General features: G+C 72.6%; 13 protein-coding genes. 11 read left to right on the top strand and 2 right to left on the bottom strand.

All coding sequences use genetic code 11. The features are described 5' to 3' along the window. The first annotated feature begins 86 nt into the window (after nt 1-86). From ruvX to QM641_RS11665, 9 genes are all read left to right on the top strand, one after another. Entirely contained in the window at nt 87-548 is a 462-nt protein-coding gene (gene ruvX / locus QM641_RS11705; RefSeq protein ID WP_415116669.1) for a Holliday junction resolvase RuvX, read from the top strand. Nucleotides 549-558: 10 nt separating this feature from the next. Then, nucleotides 559-1,761: an endolytic transglycosylase MltG gene (mltG, locus tag QM641_RS11700; protein ID WP_415116667.1), complete on the top strand. Its 1,203-nt coding sequence runs from the start codon at nt 559-561 to the stop codon at nt 1,759-1,761. A 3-nt stretch (nt 1,762-1,764) separates the two neighbouring features. Further along, nucleotides 1,765-2,598: a shikimate dehydrogenase family protein gene (locus QM641_RS11695; protein ID WP_415116665.1), complete on the top strand. Its 834-nt coding sequence runs from the start codon at nt 1,765-1,767 to the stop codon at nt 2,596-2,598. 4 nt (nt 2,599-2,602) lie between these two features. After that, complete coding sequence (gene aroC, locus QM641_RS11690) at nt 2,603-3,814, top strand: chorismate synthase (protein ID WP_415116663.1); 1,212 nt, start codon at nt 2,603-2,605, stop codon at nt 3,812-3,814. After that, entirely contained in the window at nt 3,811-4,329 is a 519-nt protein-coding gene (locus QM641_RS11685; protein ID WP_415116661.1) for a shikimate kinase, read from the top strand. The genes aroC and QM641_RS11685 overlap by 4 nt, the downstream gene beginning before the upstream one ends. Further along, nucleotides 4,322-5,398 carry a 3-dehydroquinate synthase gene (gene aroB, locus QM641_RS11680; RefSeq protein WP_415116659.1) on the top strand — a complete coding sequence of 359 codons (1,077 nt, stop codon included), beginning with the start codon at nt 4,322-4,324 and terminating at the stop codon, nt 5,396-5,398. Before QM641_RS11685 ends, aroB begins: the two co-directional genes overlap by 8 nt. 186 nt (nt 5,399-5,584) lie before the next feature. After that, entirely contained in the window at nt 5,585-6,508 is a 924-nt protein-coding gene (locus QM641_RS11675) for an ROK family protein (protein WP_415116657.1), read from the top strand. Between the two features lie 27 nt (nt 6,509-6,535). Next, the gene (locus QM641_RS11670) at nt 6,536-9,553 is read left to right on the top strand and encodes an alpha-mannosidase (RefSeq protein ID WP_415116655.1); all 3,018 of its coding nucleotides are present in this window, start codon (nt 6,536-6,538) and stop codon (nt 9,551-9,553) included. A gap of 305 nt (nt 9,554-9,858) precedes the next feature. Continuing rightward, nucleotides 9,859-10,314, top strand: coding sequence for a type II 3-dehydroquinate dehydratase (locus QM641_RS11665; protein WP_415116653.1), 456 nt, complete (start codon nt 9,859-9,861; stop codon nt 10,312-10,314). Between the two features lie 2 nt (nt 10,315-10,316). On the opposite strand, the gene QM641_RS11660 is transcribed toward QM641_RS11665, so the two are convergent. Continuing rightward, nucleotides 10,317-10,886, bottom strand: coding sequence for a hypothetical protein (locus tag QM641_RS11660; RefSeq protein WP_415116651.1), 570 nt, complete (start codon nt 10,884-10,886; stop codon nt 10,317-10,319). A 153-nt stretch (nt 10,887-11,039) separates the two neighbouring features. On the opposite strand from QM641_RS11660, the gene QM641_RS11655 reads away from it, so the two are divergent. Both QM641_RS11655 and QM641_RS11650 read left to right on the top strand, forming a co-directional pair. Further along, nucleotides 11,040-13,121, top strand: a complete 2,082-nt coding sequence (locus QM641_RS11655; protein WP_415116649.1) for a hypothetical protein — start codon at nt 11,040-11,042, stop codon at nt 13,119-13,121. A gap of 63 nt (nt 13,122-13,184) precedes the next feature. Next, the gene (locus tag QM641_RS11650; protein WP_415116647.1) at nt 13,185-14,711 is read left to right on the top strand and encodes an FAD-dependent oxidoreductase; all 1,527 of its coding nucleotides are present in this window, start codon (nt 13,185-13,187) and stop codon (nt 14,709-14,711) included. A gap of 66 nt (nt 14,712-14,777) precedes the next feature. On the opposite strand, the gene QM641_RS11645 is transcribed toward QM641_RS11650, so the two are convergent. Beyond that, nucleotides 14,778-15,739, bottom strand: a 962-nt coding sequence (locus QM641_RS11645; RefSeq protein WP_415116645.1) for a DUF222 domain-containing protein, incomplete at its 5' end; no start/stop codon positions are given.

Here is a 15,739-nt window from a genome sequence, read left to right as displayed (position 1 = left end):
GGATGCCGCGGCGCTGCCGGCCGCGCTGGCCGCGGTCGTCGCGGCGACGGCGGGCGCATGACGCGGGTGGCGAGCGGGCTCCGCGCGTGAGCGGGTTCCGGCGCGGGGTGCGCCTGGGCGTCGACGTGGGAAAGGCCCGGGTCGGGGTGGCGCGCTGCGACCCGGACGGACTCCTCGCCGTGCCGGTGGAGACGGTCCGCCGCGACGAGCACGCCGTCGCGCGCGTCGCGGAGCTCGCCGCCGAGTACGAGGCGATGGAGCTGCTGGTCGGGCTGCCGATCAGCCTGAGCGGTGACGAGACGGCCTCGACCGCCGACGCGCGGTCGTTCGCGGCGGAGCTCGCAGCGGCATCCGGACTGCCGGTGCGGCTCGTCGACGAGCGGCTCAGCACCGTCTCCGCCCACGCGGCGCTGCGCGATGCGGGCCGCTCTCAGCGATCGTCTCGTAGCATTGTTGACCAACTCGCCGCCGTCGTCCTGCTGCAGCAGGCCATCGACGTCGAGAAGAGCACCGGCATCCCGACCGGTGCGCCGCTGACCAGCCCATAGGAGCGCCCGCATGCCCGACAGGTCACCGCAGGAACCGGCGTCCGACGACGAGTTCGCCGACCTGTTCCAGCGGCTTCCGACCTCGACCGGCGGTGGGGCCTCGGCGACGCCCGCGCACGACTCCGTCCGCGCGGCGAGGCGCCGCCGGGTCGCCCGGCGGCGCCGACTGGTCGCGTTCGTCGTGCTGCTCGTGCTGGTGGCCCTCGCCGGCTGGGCGGTGTTCGGCGATCGGATCCGCGATGCGCTCGGCTGGAACGGCAGCAGCGATTACGCCGCGGGCATGGAGGGCGACGAGGTGTTCGTGACCGTCGTGGCGGGAGACACCGGCGAGTCGATCTCCGCGACGCTGTACGAGGCCGGAGTCACCAAGACGGAAGGCGTCTTCTACGAGTTCCTGCTCGAGACGAAGCAGAACCCGGCGTTCGAGCCCGGCGTCTTCGCGCTGCACGAGAAGATGACCGCAGAGGCGGCGCTGGCCGCCATCCTCGACCCCGACAACCGACGCGAGAGCGAGGTGCAGCTGCGGGAGGGGCTCACCGTCGCACAGACGCTCACGCGCATCGAGGAGGCCACCGGCATCCCGCTCGCCGATCTGGAGGCGGCCACGGCGGACCCCTCCCGATACGGGGTCGACGCGCAGAGCCTGGAGGGCTGGCTGTTCCCGGCCACCTACGACTTCGACCCGGGCGTCACCGCCGAGACCGTCATCCGGACCCTCGTCAACCGCACCTTCACCGCGCTCGATGAGGCCGGAGTGCCGGTCGACGACCGGCAGCGGATCCTCACGATCGCCTCGATCATCCAGCGCGAGGCGCGGTTCGAGGCCGACTTCTACAAGGTGTCGCGCGTGATCGTGAACCGTCTGGCGTCCACCGACAACGAGGTGCACGGCATGCTCCAGATGGACTCCACCGCTCAGTACGGCTACGGCGAAATGCACGACGGCACCGTGAGCACGTCCGATGAGGCGCAGAAGGACGACAACCCGTGGAACACGTACGTCCACACGGGCCTTCCCATCGGTCCCATCGCGAACCCCGGTGAGCTCGCGATCGACGCCGCGCTCCACCCCGCCGACGGGCCGTGGCTGTACTTCGTCACGGTGAACCTGGAGACGGGTGAGACCGTCTTCACCGAGACCTACGCGGAGCATCTGACGTACGTCGAGCAGTGGCAGCAGTGGTGCGAGGCCAACGACAGCGAGGACTGCTGACCCATGCCCGGCACGCGTCTGGAGGTATGGGGCGACCCCATCGCGCACAGCCTGTCGCCGGCGATCCATGCCGCCGCGTATGCGCGGCTCGGGTGGGACTGGTCGTACGGCAGACGCCGTGTGGACGAGGCGTCGTTCGACCGTGAGCTGGCGAGGCTGGATGCCGCGTACCGCGGGCTGTCGCTGACCATGCCGCTCAAGGGCGCGGCCTTCCGTGTCGCGGTGCACCGCGATACGCGGGCGGAGGCGACCGGTGCGGTCAACACGCTCGTGCTGGCCGCGGCCGGCCCGCTCGGGTTCAACACCGATGTCGGAGGCATCGTGCGCGCTCTCGACGAGGCGGGCGTGGACCACGTGGCCCGCGGGCGAATCGTGGGCGCGGGCGCGACAGCGACCTCGGCGCTCGTGGCGCTCGCCGAGCTGGGCGCGGATGAGGTGGAGGTCGTCGCCCGGCGCCCCGAGGCGATCGAGACGCTGCGGCCCGTCGCTGCGCGGTGCGGCGTGGTCGTGCGGGGTGCGTCGCTTGCGCAGCCCGCGGCCAGTGACGCTCCGCTGACGATCTCCACGCTCCCCGGCGGGGCCGAGCTGCCTGAGCCGGTGGTGAGCAGGCTCGCGGATGCCGGCGGCATCCTCTTCGACGTCGTCTACGGTCACGGGGCCACCGCACTCGCGACGGCGTGGCAGCGGGCCGGGGGGCGGGTGCTCGGCGGGGAGGGGATGCTGCTGCACCAGGCCGTACTGCAGATCCGCCTCTTCGGGACCGGCGACGTCGACGCGCCGCTGCCGGGCGAGGAGGCGGTGCTCGCCGCGATGCGCGGCGCGCTCGTGGGAGGATAGTCGAATGCTCCGCGTGCTCACGGCCGGCGAATCCCACGGCCCCGAACTCGTCGCCCTCATGGAGGGGCTCCCCGCCGGGGTCCCGGTGTCCCGTGCCGCGATCCAGGCCGACCTCGCCCGTCGCAAGCTCGGCTACGGCCGCGGCTCGCGCATGAAGTTCGAGGAGGACGAGCTCACGATCTCCGCGGGCGTCCGCCACGGGCTCACGCTCGGCAGTCCCATCGCGCTGCGCATCGGCAACACGGAGTGGCCGAAGTGGGTCGAGGTCATGAGCGCCGAGCCGGTCGAGCTCACCGAGCGCTCGCGCGGGCGCGGGGCCGCGCTCACCCGTCCGCGCCCCGGGCACGCCGACCTCGTCGGCATGCAGAAGTACGGCTTCGACGAGGCGCGGCCGATCCTCGAGCGCGCCAGCGCCCGTGAGACGGCGGCGCGCGTCGCGCTCGGTGCGCTCGCCCGCGCGTTCCTCGGCGAACTCGGCATCCGACTCGTCAGCCACACGCTGTCGATCGGGCCGGTGCGCGTGCCCGACGGCGCCCCCCTGCCCACGCCCGACGACGTCGGCACGCTCGACGAGGACCTGCTGCGCTGCTTCGACCCCGAGACCTCCGCTGCGATGGTCGCCGAGGTCGATGCCGCCCGCAAGGACGGCGACACGCTCGGCGGCATCGTCGAGGTGCTCGCCTACGGCCTGCCGCCGGGTCTCGGCTCGCACGTGCACTGGGACCGGCGGCTCGACGCCAAGCTCGCGCAGGCGCTCATGAGCATCCAGGCGATCAAGGGCGTCGAGGTCGGCGACGGCTTCGAGACCACGCGCCGCCGCGGTTCGGCCGCGCACGACGAGCTGTTCGCCACCGACGAGGGCATCGTGCGCTCCAGCGACAAGGCCGGCGGCACCGAGGGAGGCATGTCCACCGGCACCGTGCTGCGCGTGCGCGCAGGCATGAAGCCGATCGCCACCGTCCCGAAGGCGCTGCGCACGGTGGATGTCGCCACGGGGGGCACGGCCTCGGCCCACCACCAGCGCTCCGACGTGTGCGCGGTGCCCGCCGCGGGGGTCGTCGCCGAGGCGATGGTCGCGATCGTCCTCGCCGAGGTGGTGCTGGAGAAGTTCGGCGGTGACAGCGTGGCCGAGACCCGCCGCAACCTCGACGGCTACCTCGCCGCCATCCCGGACACGCTGCACACGGCATCCGACAGCGACGACTCCCTCGGATGAGCGCGCCTGCCCTCGTGCTCATCGGCCCCATGGGCGCGGGAAAGACCTCGATCGGCCGACGCGTCGCGAAGGCGCTCGGCGTGCCGTTCGCCGACACCGACGCCGCGGTGGTGGCCGCGCACGGACCGATCGACGAGCTGTTCACCGCCCAGGGCGAGGCGGCGTTCCGCGCGCTGGAGCGCGAGGCGGTCCGCACGGCGCTGGCCAGCGGCGGCGTCGTGGCACTCGGGGGCGGGGCGGTGCTCGACCCCCGCACGCAGGCAGACCTCGCCGCGCACCGCGTGGTGCTGCTGACCGTGTCGCGGCGCGTCGTGGCCGGCCGGGTGCAGGGGACCAGGCGCCCCCTGCTGCGCAGCGACGAGGAGAGCCCGCTCGACCGCTGGCAGCGCGTCTACGAGGAGCGGCGTCCGCTCTACGACAGCCTCGCCGACGTCGTGTTCGACACGTCGTCCGGCCCGCTGCAGGACGTCGTCGATCGCATCGCCGAGTGGGCCGGAGGAGCCGCGCATGAGTGAGACCACGATCATCCAGGTCGCGGGCGACCCGGGCTACGCCGTCACGATCGGCCGCGGCATCCTGCCGCTGCTCGCCGGCGCCCTGCCGCCTGCAGCGCGCAAAGTGCTCGTCGTGCACCCGCCGACCCTCGCCGAGCAGGCCGAGGCGCTGCGTGCGGAGTTCGGGACCGAGCGGCAGGTTCTGCTGGCCGAGGTGCCCGATGCCGAGCAGGGCAAGCGCGTGGAGGTCGCGGCCTTCTGCTGGCAGATCATGGGGCAGGCCGACTTCACGCGCACCGATGCGGTGGTCGGCTTCGGCGGGGGAGCGGTCACCGACCTCGCCGGCTTCGTGGCGGCGACGTGGTTGCGGGGCGTCGCGGTGGTGCAGGCGCCCACGACGGTGCTCGGCATGGTGGACGCCGCCGTGGGCGGAAAGACCGGAATCAACACCGCGGAGGGCAAGAACCTCGTCGGCGCGTTCTGGCCGCCCCGGGCAGTCGTGTGCGACCTCGACCTGCTCGACACGCTGTCGCCGAACGAGCGGGTCGCCGGCTTCGCGGAGGTGATCAAGGCGGGCTTCATCTGGTACCCGGAGATCCTCGACCTGATCGAGGCCGATCCGGCCGCCGTCGTCGACCCGCGCAGCGCCGCCTTCCGGCGCTGCATCGAGCTCGCCATCGACATGAAGGCGCGCGTCGTGGGCGAGGACCTCCGCGAGCACGGGCTGCGCGAGATCCTCAACTACGGCCACACCCTGGGCCACGCCATCGAGCACGCCGAGCGCTACCGGTGGCGGCACGGAGCGGCGATCTCGGTCGGGATGATGTACGCGGCCGAGCTGTCGCGGCTGGCCGGCAGGCTCTCGGATGCCGCGGTGCAGCGTCAGCGCCGCGTCCTCGAGCTTCTCGGCCTGCCCACGACGTACCGTGCCGGCGCATGGCCGCAGTTGCTGGCCACGATGCAGCGCGACAAGAAGGCCCGCGGCGCGATGCTGCGCTTCATCGTGCTGGACGACATCGCCCGCCCGACCGTGCTGCAGGCGCCGGACGAGTCGCTGCTGTTCGCCGCGTACCAGGAGATCGCCGCGTAGCACCGGTCCGATTGGTGCGCCGCGCGGGGGGTCGGCGGGTGCTGCGTGCATAACTCAGGCAAATCGCGCCTGCGCGCGGGAGGCGGCCGGGGGGCGCGGGCATTCTGCCTGAATTGCGCGCAGGCTCTCGGTGCGTCGGCCACGCCGAGCGAGGCGGCCGGGTCGCCCGATCGATACCATGACCGGGTGACTGCAGCTCTCGCGATCGACCTCGGCGGCACCAAGGTGGAGGCCGCGCTCGTCGACGACGCCGGCGTCGTCGACGGGGCGACCCGCGTGCGCGCCGAGACGGGGGCGGCCGCCGCGGCCGATCCGTCGGTGCTGCGGGATGCCGTCGACCACGTCGTGCGCGAATGCCTGGGCAGGGCAGGCGACGTCGAGGTCGTCGCCGCGGGCGTCGGGGCGGCCGGCCCGGTCGACCTCGGGGCCGGAACGATATCGCCGGTGAACCTTCCCGCCGTGCGCGACTTCCCCGTGGTGGAGCTCGTGCGGGCGGCATCCGGTCTGGAAGACGTCACGCTGCGCCTGGACGGCACGTGCATCGCGCTGGCCGAGCTCTGGCTCGGGGCCGCCCGGGGCGTCCGCGACGCCGTCGTCTTCGTCGTCTCCACCGGGATCGGCGGCGGGATCGTCTCCGACGGGCGGCTCGTCGCCGGTGCCTCCGGCAATGCCGGGCACCTCGGTCAGGTCGTCGTCGAGCGGGTCGGCGCAGACGTGGCCGCCGCGACCGTGGAGGGCATCGGCTCCGGTCCGCACAGCGTCGCGTGGGCGCGCGCGCAGGGCTGGGTCGGGTCCGACGGGGAAGAGCTAGCGGCGTCGTTCCGAGCCGGGGACCCGATCGCGATCGCCGCGGTGGACCGTTCGGCGCGCGCCGTGGGGGCGGGGCTCGCGAACGCGTCGACGCTGCTCGACCTGGAGCTGGCGGTCGTCGGCGGCGGGTTCTCGTTCGTCGCCGACGACTACGCCCAGCGCGTCGAGGACGCAGCGCACGCGCACTCGGTCAACGCGTTCGCCCGGCGGCTGCGGGTCGTGCGCGCCCGGCTCGGCGGCGACGCGCCTCTAGTGGGTGCGGCCGCACTCGTGCATCGCGCCGACCTGCTCGGGGCGTAGGACCATCGGACGAGGCGAGGGGGCCCCATGCACGACGATACCGAGCTCACCGTCCGCCGGGTGACCCGAGTGCTGGAGGAGCGGTTGCGACCGGCGATCCACTCGCACCCGCATCCGTTGACGCTCGCCGCGCACCGCGTGGGCGGCGAGCCCGTCCCCGTCGCGCAGGGCCTTTCCGCCGAGTACGAGCCGATCGCGGTCGGAGCCCTGTGGGGACGCGCATGGGACACGACCTGGTTCCGCATCACCGGTGAGGTCCCCGCCGGGTTCGCCGGGCGCCGCGTGGAGGCGGTCATCGACCTCGGGTTCGACGTCAAGCGCACCGGATTCCAGGCCGAGGGACTGGTCCACCTCGCCGACGGCACGCCGGTGCGCTCCCTCCACCCGCGCGCGCAATGGGTGCCGATCAGCCGCGCCGCCGTCGGCGGCGAGGCGATCGAGCTGTTCGTCGAGGCGGCATCCAACCCGGTGATCCTCGGCAGCCACCCCTTCCTCCCGACCGAGCAGGGCGAGTGGGACACCGCCGGCGACAAGCGCCTGTACCGCCTCCGCCGCGCCAACGTCGCCGTGTTCGAGGAGGAGGTCTTCGAGCTCGTGCACGATGTCGAAGTGCTGCTGCAGCTGGCCGAACAGCTGCCCGGGTCGTCGGCCCGGCGCGCGCGCATCCTGCACGCGCTCGACCGCGCGCTCGACCGCATCGACCTGCAGCACGTGGCCGAGACCGCCGCCGCGGGGCGCGCCGAGCTCGTCGAGGTGCTGAGCGCCCCCGCCGAGGCATCCGCCCACCGCGTCAGCGCCGTCGGTCACGCGCACATCGACTCCGCGTGGCTGTGGCCGCTGCGCGAGACCGTCCGCAAGGTCGCCCGCACCACGAGCTCGATGGCGACGCTGCTGGAGGAGCACGACGAGTTCGTCTACGCGATGTCGAGCGCTCAGCAGTACGCGTGGCTCAAGGAGCACCGGCCCGAGGTGTGGGAGCGCGTGAAGGATGCCGTCGCCGCGGGCAGGTTCGTGCCCGTGGGCGGCATGTGGGTCGAGGCGGATGCCGTGCTGCCCGGCGGCGAGGCGATGATCCGGCAGTTCGCCTACGGGCAGCGGTTCTTCCGCGAGGAGTTCGGCATCACGTGCCGCGGGGTGTGGCTGCCGGACAGTTTCGGGTACTCGGGTGCGCTCCCACAGCTGATCGTCGGGGCCGGCTTCGAGTGGTTCCTGACCCAGAAGCTCTCCTGGAACGAGCGCAACCGCTTCCCGCACCACACCTTCCTCTGGGAGGGTCTGGACGGCTCGCGGATCTTCACGCACTTCCCGCCCGTCGACACGTACAACGCGCAGCTGTCCGCCGAGGAGCTGGCCCGCGCCGCGGGTCGGTTCCAGGAGAAGGCGGTCGCGTCCTCGTCGCTTGCTCCCACCGGCTGGGGCGACGGCGGCGGCGGCACGACGCGCGAGATGATCGCCCGCGCCCGCCGGCTCGCGAACCTGGAGGGGAGTCCCCGGGTGGCGTGGGAGCACCCCGACGCCTTCTTCGCCCGCGCGCGGGAGGAGCTGGCGCACCCCGCCGTGTGGCGCGGAGAGCTGTATCTGGAGAAGCACCGCGCCACCTACACCACGCAGCACCGCATGAAGCAGGGCAATCGCCGCAGCGAGCAGCTGCTGCGCGAGGCGGAGCTGTGGTCGGCGGTCGCCGCGGTGCGTACCGGCCGTCCCTACCCGTACGACGCTCTCGACGCCGTGTGGCGCGACGTGCTGCTGCATCAGTTCCACGACATCCTGCCCGGCTCGTCGATCGCGTGGGTGCACCGGGAGGCGGCCGAGCGCTACCGCGGCATCGCGGCGACGCTCGACGGCCTCGTGACCGACGCCCTCGCCGCACTCGGGGTCGCGCTCGACGCCGGGGGTCCGCTGCGCGCGAACGCCGCGCCGGTGGCCGCAGACGGCGTTCCGGCCGGGGCGGTCGCGGTGCCGGCATCCGCTCCGGGGGCGAGCGTCGTGCGCGACGGCGACGCGTTCGTCCTCGCCAGCGACGCCGTGCGGATCGTGATCGATGACGCCGGTCACGTCACGAGCGCCGTGGACCGCCGCGACGGGCGGGAGGTGCTGCCCGCGGGCACGCGCGGGAACCTGCTGCAACTGCACCAGGACTTCCCGAACCAGTGGGACGCGTGGGACGTCGACCGTCACTACCGCGGCATGGTCACCGACCTCGTCGAGGCCGACGAGGTGCGCATCGACGGGGATGCCGTCGTCGTGACGCGCACGTTCGGACAGTCCCGCATCGAGCAGCGGCTTTTCCTCGCCGACGACGGGCGCACGCTGCTCATCGACAACACGGTCGACTGGCACGAGGTCGAGAAGTTCCTCAAGCTCGCCTTCCCGGTGGACGTGTTCACCGACCGCGCCGCGGCCGAGACGCAGTTCGGCTTCCACTCCCGCCCCACCCACGAGAACACGACGTGGGACGAGGCGCGCTTCGAGACGCACACGCAGCGCTGGTTCCTCGTGGAGGAGCCGGGCTTCGGAGTCGCCTTCCTCAACGACTCCAGCTACGGCTTCGACGTCGTACGGGTGCCGCGCGACGGACGCATCACCCAGGACGCGCGGTTCTCGATGCTGCGGGCGCCGCGGTTCCCCGACCCGCGCGCCGACCTCGGTGTGCAGACGATGCGGTTCGGCCTGCTGATCGGCGCGGATGCCGCGGAGGCCACCGAGGCTGCGTGGCGACTGAACGCGCCGCTGCGCGCCGCCGCCGGCGCCCCCGTGGCGCCCCTCGTGGAGTCGTCGCATCCGGCTGTGCTCGTCAGCGCCGTCAAGCTCGCCGACGATCGCAGCGGTGACCTGATCGTGCGCGTCTACGAGTCGCGCGGCGGACGGGCGCGCACCGACCTCACGGTGCGCGCCGGCGAGGTCGGCGGCATCCGCTCGACGAGCCTCATCGAGGACGATCGTGACGACCTGCCCTTCGCCGCGTTCGACGGCGGGGCGTGCGTGACGCTGGAGCTGCGTCCGTTCCAGGTCGCCACGATCCGCGTGCGGCGCGCGGTGAAGTGACGGCGCGGCTGCTGCTGCGCGAGCTCGCCCTCAGCTGACCGGAGGTGATCTGACGCGCCAGGCGAACCCCCTTCCGGTCGTGCCTGGTGCGCGCTTGGGTGGGCGTATATGGTCACGCGCCGCGCGCGACGCGACCAAACGCGCCAAGTCAGCCAGGGTCGCGGTCGCTTGGGTGGGCGCATATGGTCACGCGCGGCGGCTGACGCGACCAAACGCGCCAAGTGAAGGCTTCCGTGTGCCTGGGTGGGCGTGAATGGTCACCTGGTGCGCTCGACGCGACGCGGCGCCTCGGTACGCTGATCGGTGTGACAGCGCCCACCCTGCTCCTGGTCAACGGCCCGAACCTGAACCTGCTCGGAGTGCGCGAGCCCGACGTGTACGGGCACGAGACGCTCGCCGACGTGGAGGCGCTCGTGACGCGCACCGCCGCCGCGCAGGGTCTGCAGGTGCGCGCGGTGCAGAGCAACCACGAGGGCGTGCTGATCGACGCCATCCACGCCGCCCGCGCCGACTGCGTCGGCATCGTCATCAACCCGGCCGGGCTCACGCACACCTCGGTGGTGCTGCGCGACGCACTGGCGGCCGTCGGCCTCCCGGTGGCCGAGGTGCACATCAGCGACGTGACCACGCGCGAGCCGTTCCGCCACCACTCGTACGTGGCCGACGTCGCCGTCGTTCACGTCGTGGGGGAGGGCGTGCCCGGCTACGCGACCGCGGTCGACCGGCTGGCCGCCGTGATCGCGGGCCACGCGGACGGCTGAGGTCAGCTCCGATCGCGCAGCACCGTGACCTCGGCCGAGGCCTCTGTGCCGGGCCCGCGCGGGAACAACGACTCGACGTCGACCGTGCCGTGCACCCGGGCGGTGAACAGCCCCTCGCCGCGCCCGATCGCCTTGTAGGTGAAGCGGAAGCTCTGCACCTCGTTCGCCTCCAGCACCGAGTCGGGCTCGTCGCCGGTCGCGTCGCCCTGGAAGAAGACGTACACGTCCGCCACATCCGTGCTGCGGGGGACCAGGGGCGAGGAGGCGCCGCCGCCCTCGCGGAAGACGAGCAGCGGCGACCCGGTCGCCACGATCGTCGCCACGGCGGGCTCGGTCGAGGTCAGGTGCAGGGCCCAGTCGGTCAGCCGGAGCGGACCGTTGGTCACGGTCACCGAGAACGACCCCTGCTGCACGGGTTCGAGATTGCCGGTGACACGGTCGACGACGACCCCGACCGAGTGGAGGTAGTCGGAGGTGAGCCGGGGCAGATCCGCCAGCTGGAACGAACTGATGGGCGGCAACGGGTCGGCGATCGTGGCGCTCTCGGACTGCTCGAACACGCGAGTGGACATGATGGCTCCTTCTGTCGTACCCCCGTGGATCGGGGGAGACACCCACGATCGCCCCGAGCGGTGCTCATCCACCAGCCCGATTCCTGTCCACCTGCTGCCCACGCTCATCCTTGTCGCCGCGCTCGCCAGGCGCGACGATAGGCACGAGGAATCATGAGCACGCACGACGACGGGTTCGCGCCCCGGCGCACGGCGAGGATGCCGGACGACATCGGGTCCATCGTCGACGCGGCACGCGCACAGGCGTTCGTCGGGCGCGCCGCGGAGCTCGCGCTCTTCCGTGACATGCTCGACGGGTCGGCGCGCCGCGCGTTGTTCGTTCACGGCGTGGGCGGACTCGGCAAGACGGCGCTGCTGCAGCAGTTCCGCGGGCTCGCGCAGGCGGCAGGCCGCGCGGTGATCGACGTCGACGGAGAGCACGTCGGCGGCTCGGAGGAGGCGCTGCGGGCGGCGACGGCGGATGCCGCCGAACAGCGCGGCTGCGTGATGTTGATCGACGCGTACGAGCGGCTGACCGCGATCGACGACTGGGTCCGGGAAGAGCTCGTGGCAGCCCTCCCCGCCGACGCGCTCATCGTGCTCGCGGGCCGGGAGCCGCCCTCGCCCGGCTGGACCGAGGCGGGTTGGCGCGCGGTCACCGCCTCGAGGCAGCTGCACCCGCTCGACGACGTCGACAGTCGCCTGCTCCTGGTGCGCGCGGGTGCCCCCACTCACGGACAGGACCGCCTCGTCGCACTCGGGCGCGGTCATCCGCTGACCCTCGCAATGCTCGCGGCATCCGTTCAGGCCGGCGCTCTGCCCGAGGGACTCGACGAGCTCCCCGACATCGTGGCAGCGCTCGCGGCGCGGCTCGTGGACGAGGCGCCCGACGACGACCACGCGTTGGCGATGTCGCTGTGCGCCCACGTCTGGCTGACGACGCAGGATCTCATCGAAGAGCTCCTGGAGCGGCGCGCGCCGGAGGTGTGGAGGTGGCTGGAGAGGCGACCGTGGACGACGCGCGGCACGCACGGCCTCTACCCGCACGATCTGGTTCGCGACGTGCTCGGCGCAGAGCTTCGGCAGCGGTCGCCGGCCACCTACCGCCGCATCCACCGCTTCGTGTCCCTCCGCTCGGCGGCGGGCCTTCGCTCGACGGACGGCGCGGAACGACGGCTGTGGGCCCACCAGAAGCTGTTTCTCCATCAACGCAGCCCTCTCGCGGCGTCATTCTGGACGATGCGCCGCAGCGGCACGGCGACGGTGTCGGAGGCGAGAGCGACCGAGCACGAATGGATCCTCGAGCACATCAGGCAGAAGGAGGGCGGGGAGGGCGCCGACATCGCCACGCGCTGGTTCGCCGCCCAGCCGGATCACCTGGCTGTGGCGCTCTCTGCGCGGGGCGTCGAGGGGTTTCTCTTCACCGCCGTCTGCGGCGCAGAGCCCGACGTCGACGACCCCGTCACGCGCCGCGTGCTCGACCATGCGCAGCGCACGGCACCGGCCCGTCCCGGCGAGGTCGTCTCGGTGGCACGGTTCCTCGGCGGGCGCGAGGGGGACGAGCGCGATCCGCACGCGGTCGTCGTCGCGAGCGTCAGCTCCCTCCTGCTGTGGACTTCCCTGCCGCTGGCCTGGTCGTTCGCCACGACGACGGATGCAGAGTTCTGGGGCCCGGCGTTCGATTATCTCGCCCTGCAGAAGGCGCTCGAGGTGGACTTCGGAGGACGACGCCACACGATGTACGGCATCGACTGGCGGCGCCTGCCTCCCGAACGGTGGCTGGAGCTCGAATCGGATCGCGCGCTGAGCGGGACGAGCGGCCCGCCGCCGCAGGAGCTGCTGCTACCGGCGCCATTGTCGCGAGACGCCTTCGCGGCCGCGGTGAAGGACGCGCTGCGCGAGCTGCATCGACCGGACCTGCTGCGCTCGAACCCGCTCATCGGGTCGAGGATCGGCTCGGATGTCGACGGGGCGTCACCCGAGCTGCTGCACGCCGGCGTCGTCGGCGCTGTCGAGGAGCTGGCCGTGCACGAGCGCGACCGGCCCCTCGCCCGCGTGCTCGACCGTACCTTCGTCCATGCGGCGCCGAATCAGGAAGCCGCCGCGGAGATTCTCGACCTGCCCTTCTCGACCTACCGTCGGCACCTCGCACGCGCACAGGAGCGGCTCGCCGAGGTGCTGTGGAGCATCGAGATCGGTGAGCGCCCGCCCGCGCGAACCGAGCACCAGGTGAGCACCGATCGGTCTGGTCTCTGAGCATCCGCTGACCCCACCCTGGGCACGACGGCGACGCTCGCCGGATGAGGGAAGGGGTTGCAGATGTCCGAGATCCTCGTGCTGGGGGCAGGGCCCACCGGATTGTGCACGGCCATGCTGCTCGCCCGCGCCGGTCACCGCGTCACTGTGCTGGAGCGCGACGCAGCAGCTCCGACCGGCGACGCCGAGGGACTGTTCACGGCGTGGCGCCGTCCCGGGGTCGCCCAGTTCCACCACCTCCACTTCGCGCTCGGCCGCTGGGCCGAGCTCATGTCGGCGGAGCTGCCCGAGGCTCTCGCCGCGGTCACCGCCCTCGGCGCCGCTCAGGTCGATCTGCTGGGGGCCGTGCCGGGAGGACCGCTGCCCGGCGATGAGCGACTGCGGGCCGTGACGGCGCGGCGACCCGTCCTGGAGGCGGGTCTGGCCGCGGCAGCCGAACACTGGCCCGGAGTCACGCTGCGGCGCGGAGTGCGCGTGAGCGCGCTCGTCGTACGCGGCGCCGCGCACGTCGCGGGCGTGCGCACCGACGCGGGCGAGGAGGTGAGAGCCGATCTGGTTGTCGACGCCTGCGGTCGGCACACCCCCATCCCGGCGTTCCTGGTGCAGGCCGGCATCCGCCCGCCGTCGGAGCGGCTCGAGGAGCAGGGCTTCGTGTATTACACGCGCCACTTCCGTTCTCGGGACGGTCGGACGCCGGAGGTCGACGGACCTCTGCTGCGGCTTTTCCACGGCTACTGCGCACTCACGCTGCCGTGCGACAACGGCACGTGGGGCGTGGGGCTCGTGAGCGCCGCGGCCGACGCGACGCTCACAGGACTTCGCGATCCCGACGCCTGGATGCGGGCCGCGCGCCTCGTGCCGGAGCTCGACGGATGGCTCGACGGCGAGCCCCTCACGGGGGTGCAGCTGATGCGCCTGCCGCGCGATCGTTACAGTCGCCTCGTCGTGGACGGCGAGCCGGTGTGCACGGGGCTGACGACGGTCGGCGATGCCTGGGCCACGACGAGCCCGGCCTTCGGGCGCGGCGTTGCGATGGGGCTCATGCACGCCGTGGTGCTGCGCGACGTGCTGCGGGAGGTCACACCCTCGGACCCTGTGGAGTTCGCCCTCGCTGCCGACGCCGCGACCGAGACGCGGCTCACGCCGTGGCATGAGGCGACCCGTGCCCAACACGGACACCGGGTGGCCGAGGTGATGGCCGACCTCGCCGGGCGCACCTACCGCACCGACGATCCGGCCTGGTCGCTCTCGTGCGCGCTGTACGCGGCGGCGCTGAAGGATCCGGAGATGCTGCGGGCATACGTGTCGATCGCGCACCTGTTCGCCGCGCCGCCGGAGGTGTTCGCGCGACCCGGTGTGCGGGATCGGGTGCTCGCGCTGGGCGCCGGTGCGCCTCGGTACCCCGCCGACGCGCCGCGACACGAGGAGCTCGTCGCCGCGGTGGCCTCGTCGCCGCCCGCGCGGCCGGCGCCCGCGGGGCCCGCCCGTCATGCGGCGGCAGGCGCGGGGGCGGCCCGTCATGCCGCGGTGGGCGCGGGGGCGGCCCGACGTGCCGCCGCGGGCAGTGACACCGTGCGCACCTCGCGCTAGAGGCGGACGGTCGAGATCAGCCAGGAGCCCTTGTGAGATCAGCGGCGACCTCCGGTCAGACGCGCGCTATGCGGCGGTGCGCCATGGGGGTCGGTGGGGTGGTGGGTCCCACAGCCAGCGGAGGGAGGATTTCGATCGGAGGGGGATGGGTTCGAGGTTCATGCCGGGTGGGGCATGCAGCACGAACCCGCCGCCGGCGCAGGGTTGGATGCGCCAGCCGGTGTTGTGCAGGTGGAGGTGGTGGTATCGGCAGAGCAGGACCCCGGTCGCGCAGTCGGTGGCACCGCCGTCTGCCCAGTGCTCACAATGATGGGCTTCGCAGTACGCGGGGGGCCTGTCGCAGCCGGGCCACAGGCATCCGCCGTCCCGGATCGCCATCACGAGTTTCTGTCGGGCCGAGTACAGGCGTGCTTCCCTGCCCAGGTCCAGCGGGGTGCCGTGGGTGTCCACGGTGACTTCGATGCTCCCGGTGGTGCAGAGGGCGCGTTCGAGGACGGACCCGGGGATCGTCAACGATCCGTCGTCGGACTGTGCCGTCGCGAGGAGGCGCCCGAACGCGTCCCGATGCGCGCGCTCTCCGGTCACGCTGTCCGTCATGGTGACGAGGCGGACTCCTGCTTCCTTGGTGCCGTACACGTCTTTCACATCTGCGAGGGCACCAGCGCGGAGCACGTCGAAGAACAGGTCGTACGCAAGCTGATCATTGGATCTCGGGTCATTCACGAGGTGTTCCGCTTGCTTCTTCTCGTCCGCGGCCACGAACCTCGGCCCACCACGGCGGGGTGACAATGCGGTGTCCATCAACGACCGGAGCCAGGCACCGCCCTCGTCGTCGAACACGATATGCGCCGAACGCAGCCCGTCTGCCGTGGTGGACCACCGGAACGCCCATTTCTGGAACCTAGCCGCATAGCGCTCTTCGGCTCCGGCAGGGTCCAGCATGTCCCGCAGCACCCTCGCCCTCGACCCGAGCTCCTCGACCGTGCACAGGGGTGCCTCGGTGGCGAGCTCCCGGGCGGCGCCCCGCC

Origin of the sequence: Microbacterium sp., from assembly GCF_047605725.1 — a bacterium.
In the GTDB taxonomy this organism is placed as follows: domain Bacteria; phylum Actinomycetota; class Actinomycetes; order Actinomycetales; family Microbacteriaceae; genus Microbacterium.
Note: the sequence above shows the minus strand (reverse complement) of the source record. Positions and strands in the feature narration are given on the sequence as shown.

Coding starts and splice junctions, on each gene's coding strand:
- QM641_RS11660 (WP_415116651.1), bottom strand. CDS start 10,886: ATGTCCACTCGCGTGTTCGAGCAGTCCGAGAGCGCCACGATCGCCGAC.
- mltG (WP_415116667.1), top strand. CDS start 559: ATGCCCGACAGGTCACCGCAGGAACCGGCGTCCGACGACGAGTTCGCC.
- QM641_RS11685 (WP_415116661.1), top strand. CDS start 3,811: ATGAGCGCGCCTGCCCTCGTGCTCATCGGCCCCATGGGCGCGGGAAAG.
- aroC (WP_415116663.1), top strand. CDS start 2,603: ATGCTCCGCGTGCTCACGGCCGGCGAATCCCACGGCCCCGAACTCGTC.
- QM641_RS11670 (WP_415116655.1), top strand. CDS start 6,536: ATGCACGACGATACCGAGCTCACCGTCCGCCGGGTGACCCGAGTGCTG.
- QM641_RS11655 (WP_415116649.1), top strand. CDS start 11,040: ATGAGCACGCACGACGACGGGTTCGCGCCCCGGCGCACGGCGAGGATG.
- aroB (WP_415116659.1), top strand. CDS start 4,322: ATGAGTGAGACCACGATCATCCAGGTCGCGGGCGACCCGGGCTACGCC.
- QM641_RS11695 (WP_415116665.1), top strand. CDS start 1,765: ATGCCCGGCACGCGTCTGGAGGTATGGGGCGACCCCATCGCGCACAGC.
- QM641_RS11650 (WP_415116647.1), top strand. CDS start 13,185: ATGTCCGAGATCCTCGTGCTGGGGGCAGGGCCCACCGGATTGTGCACG.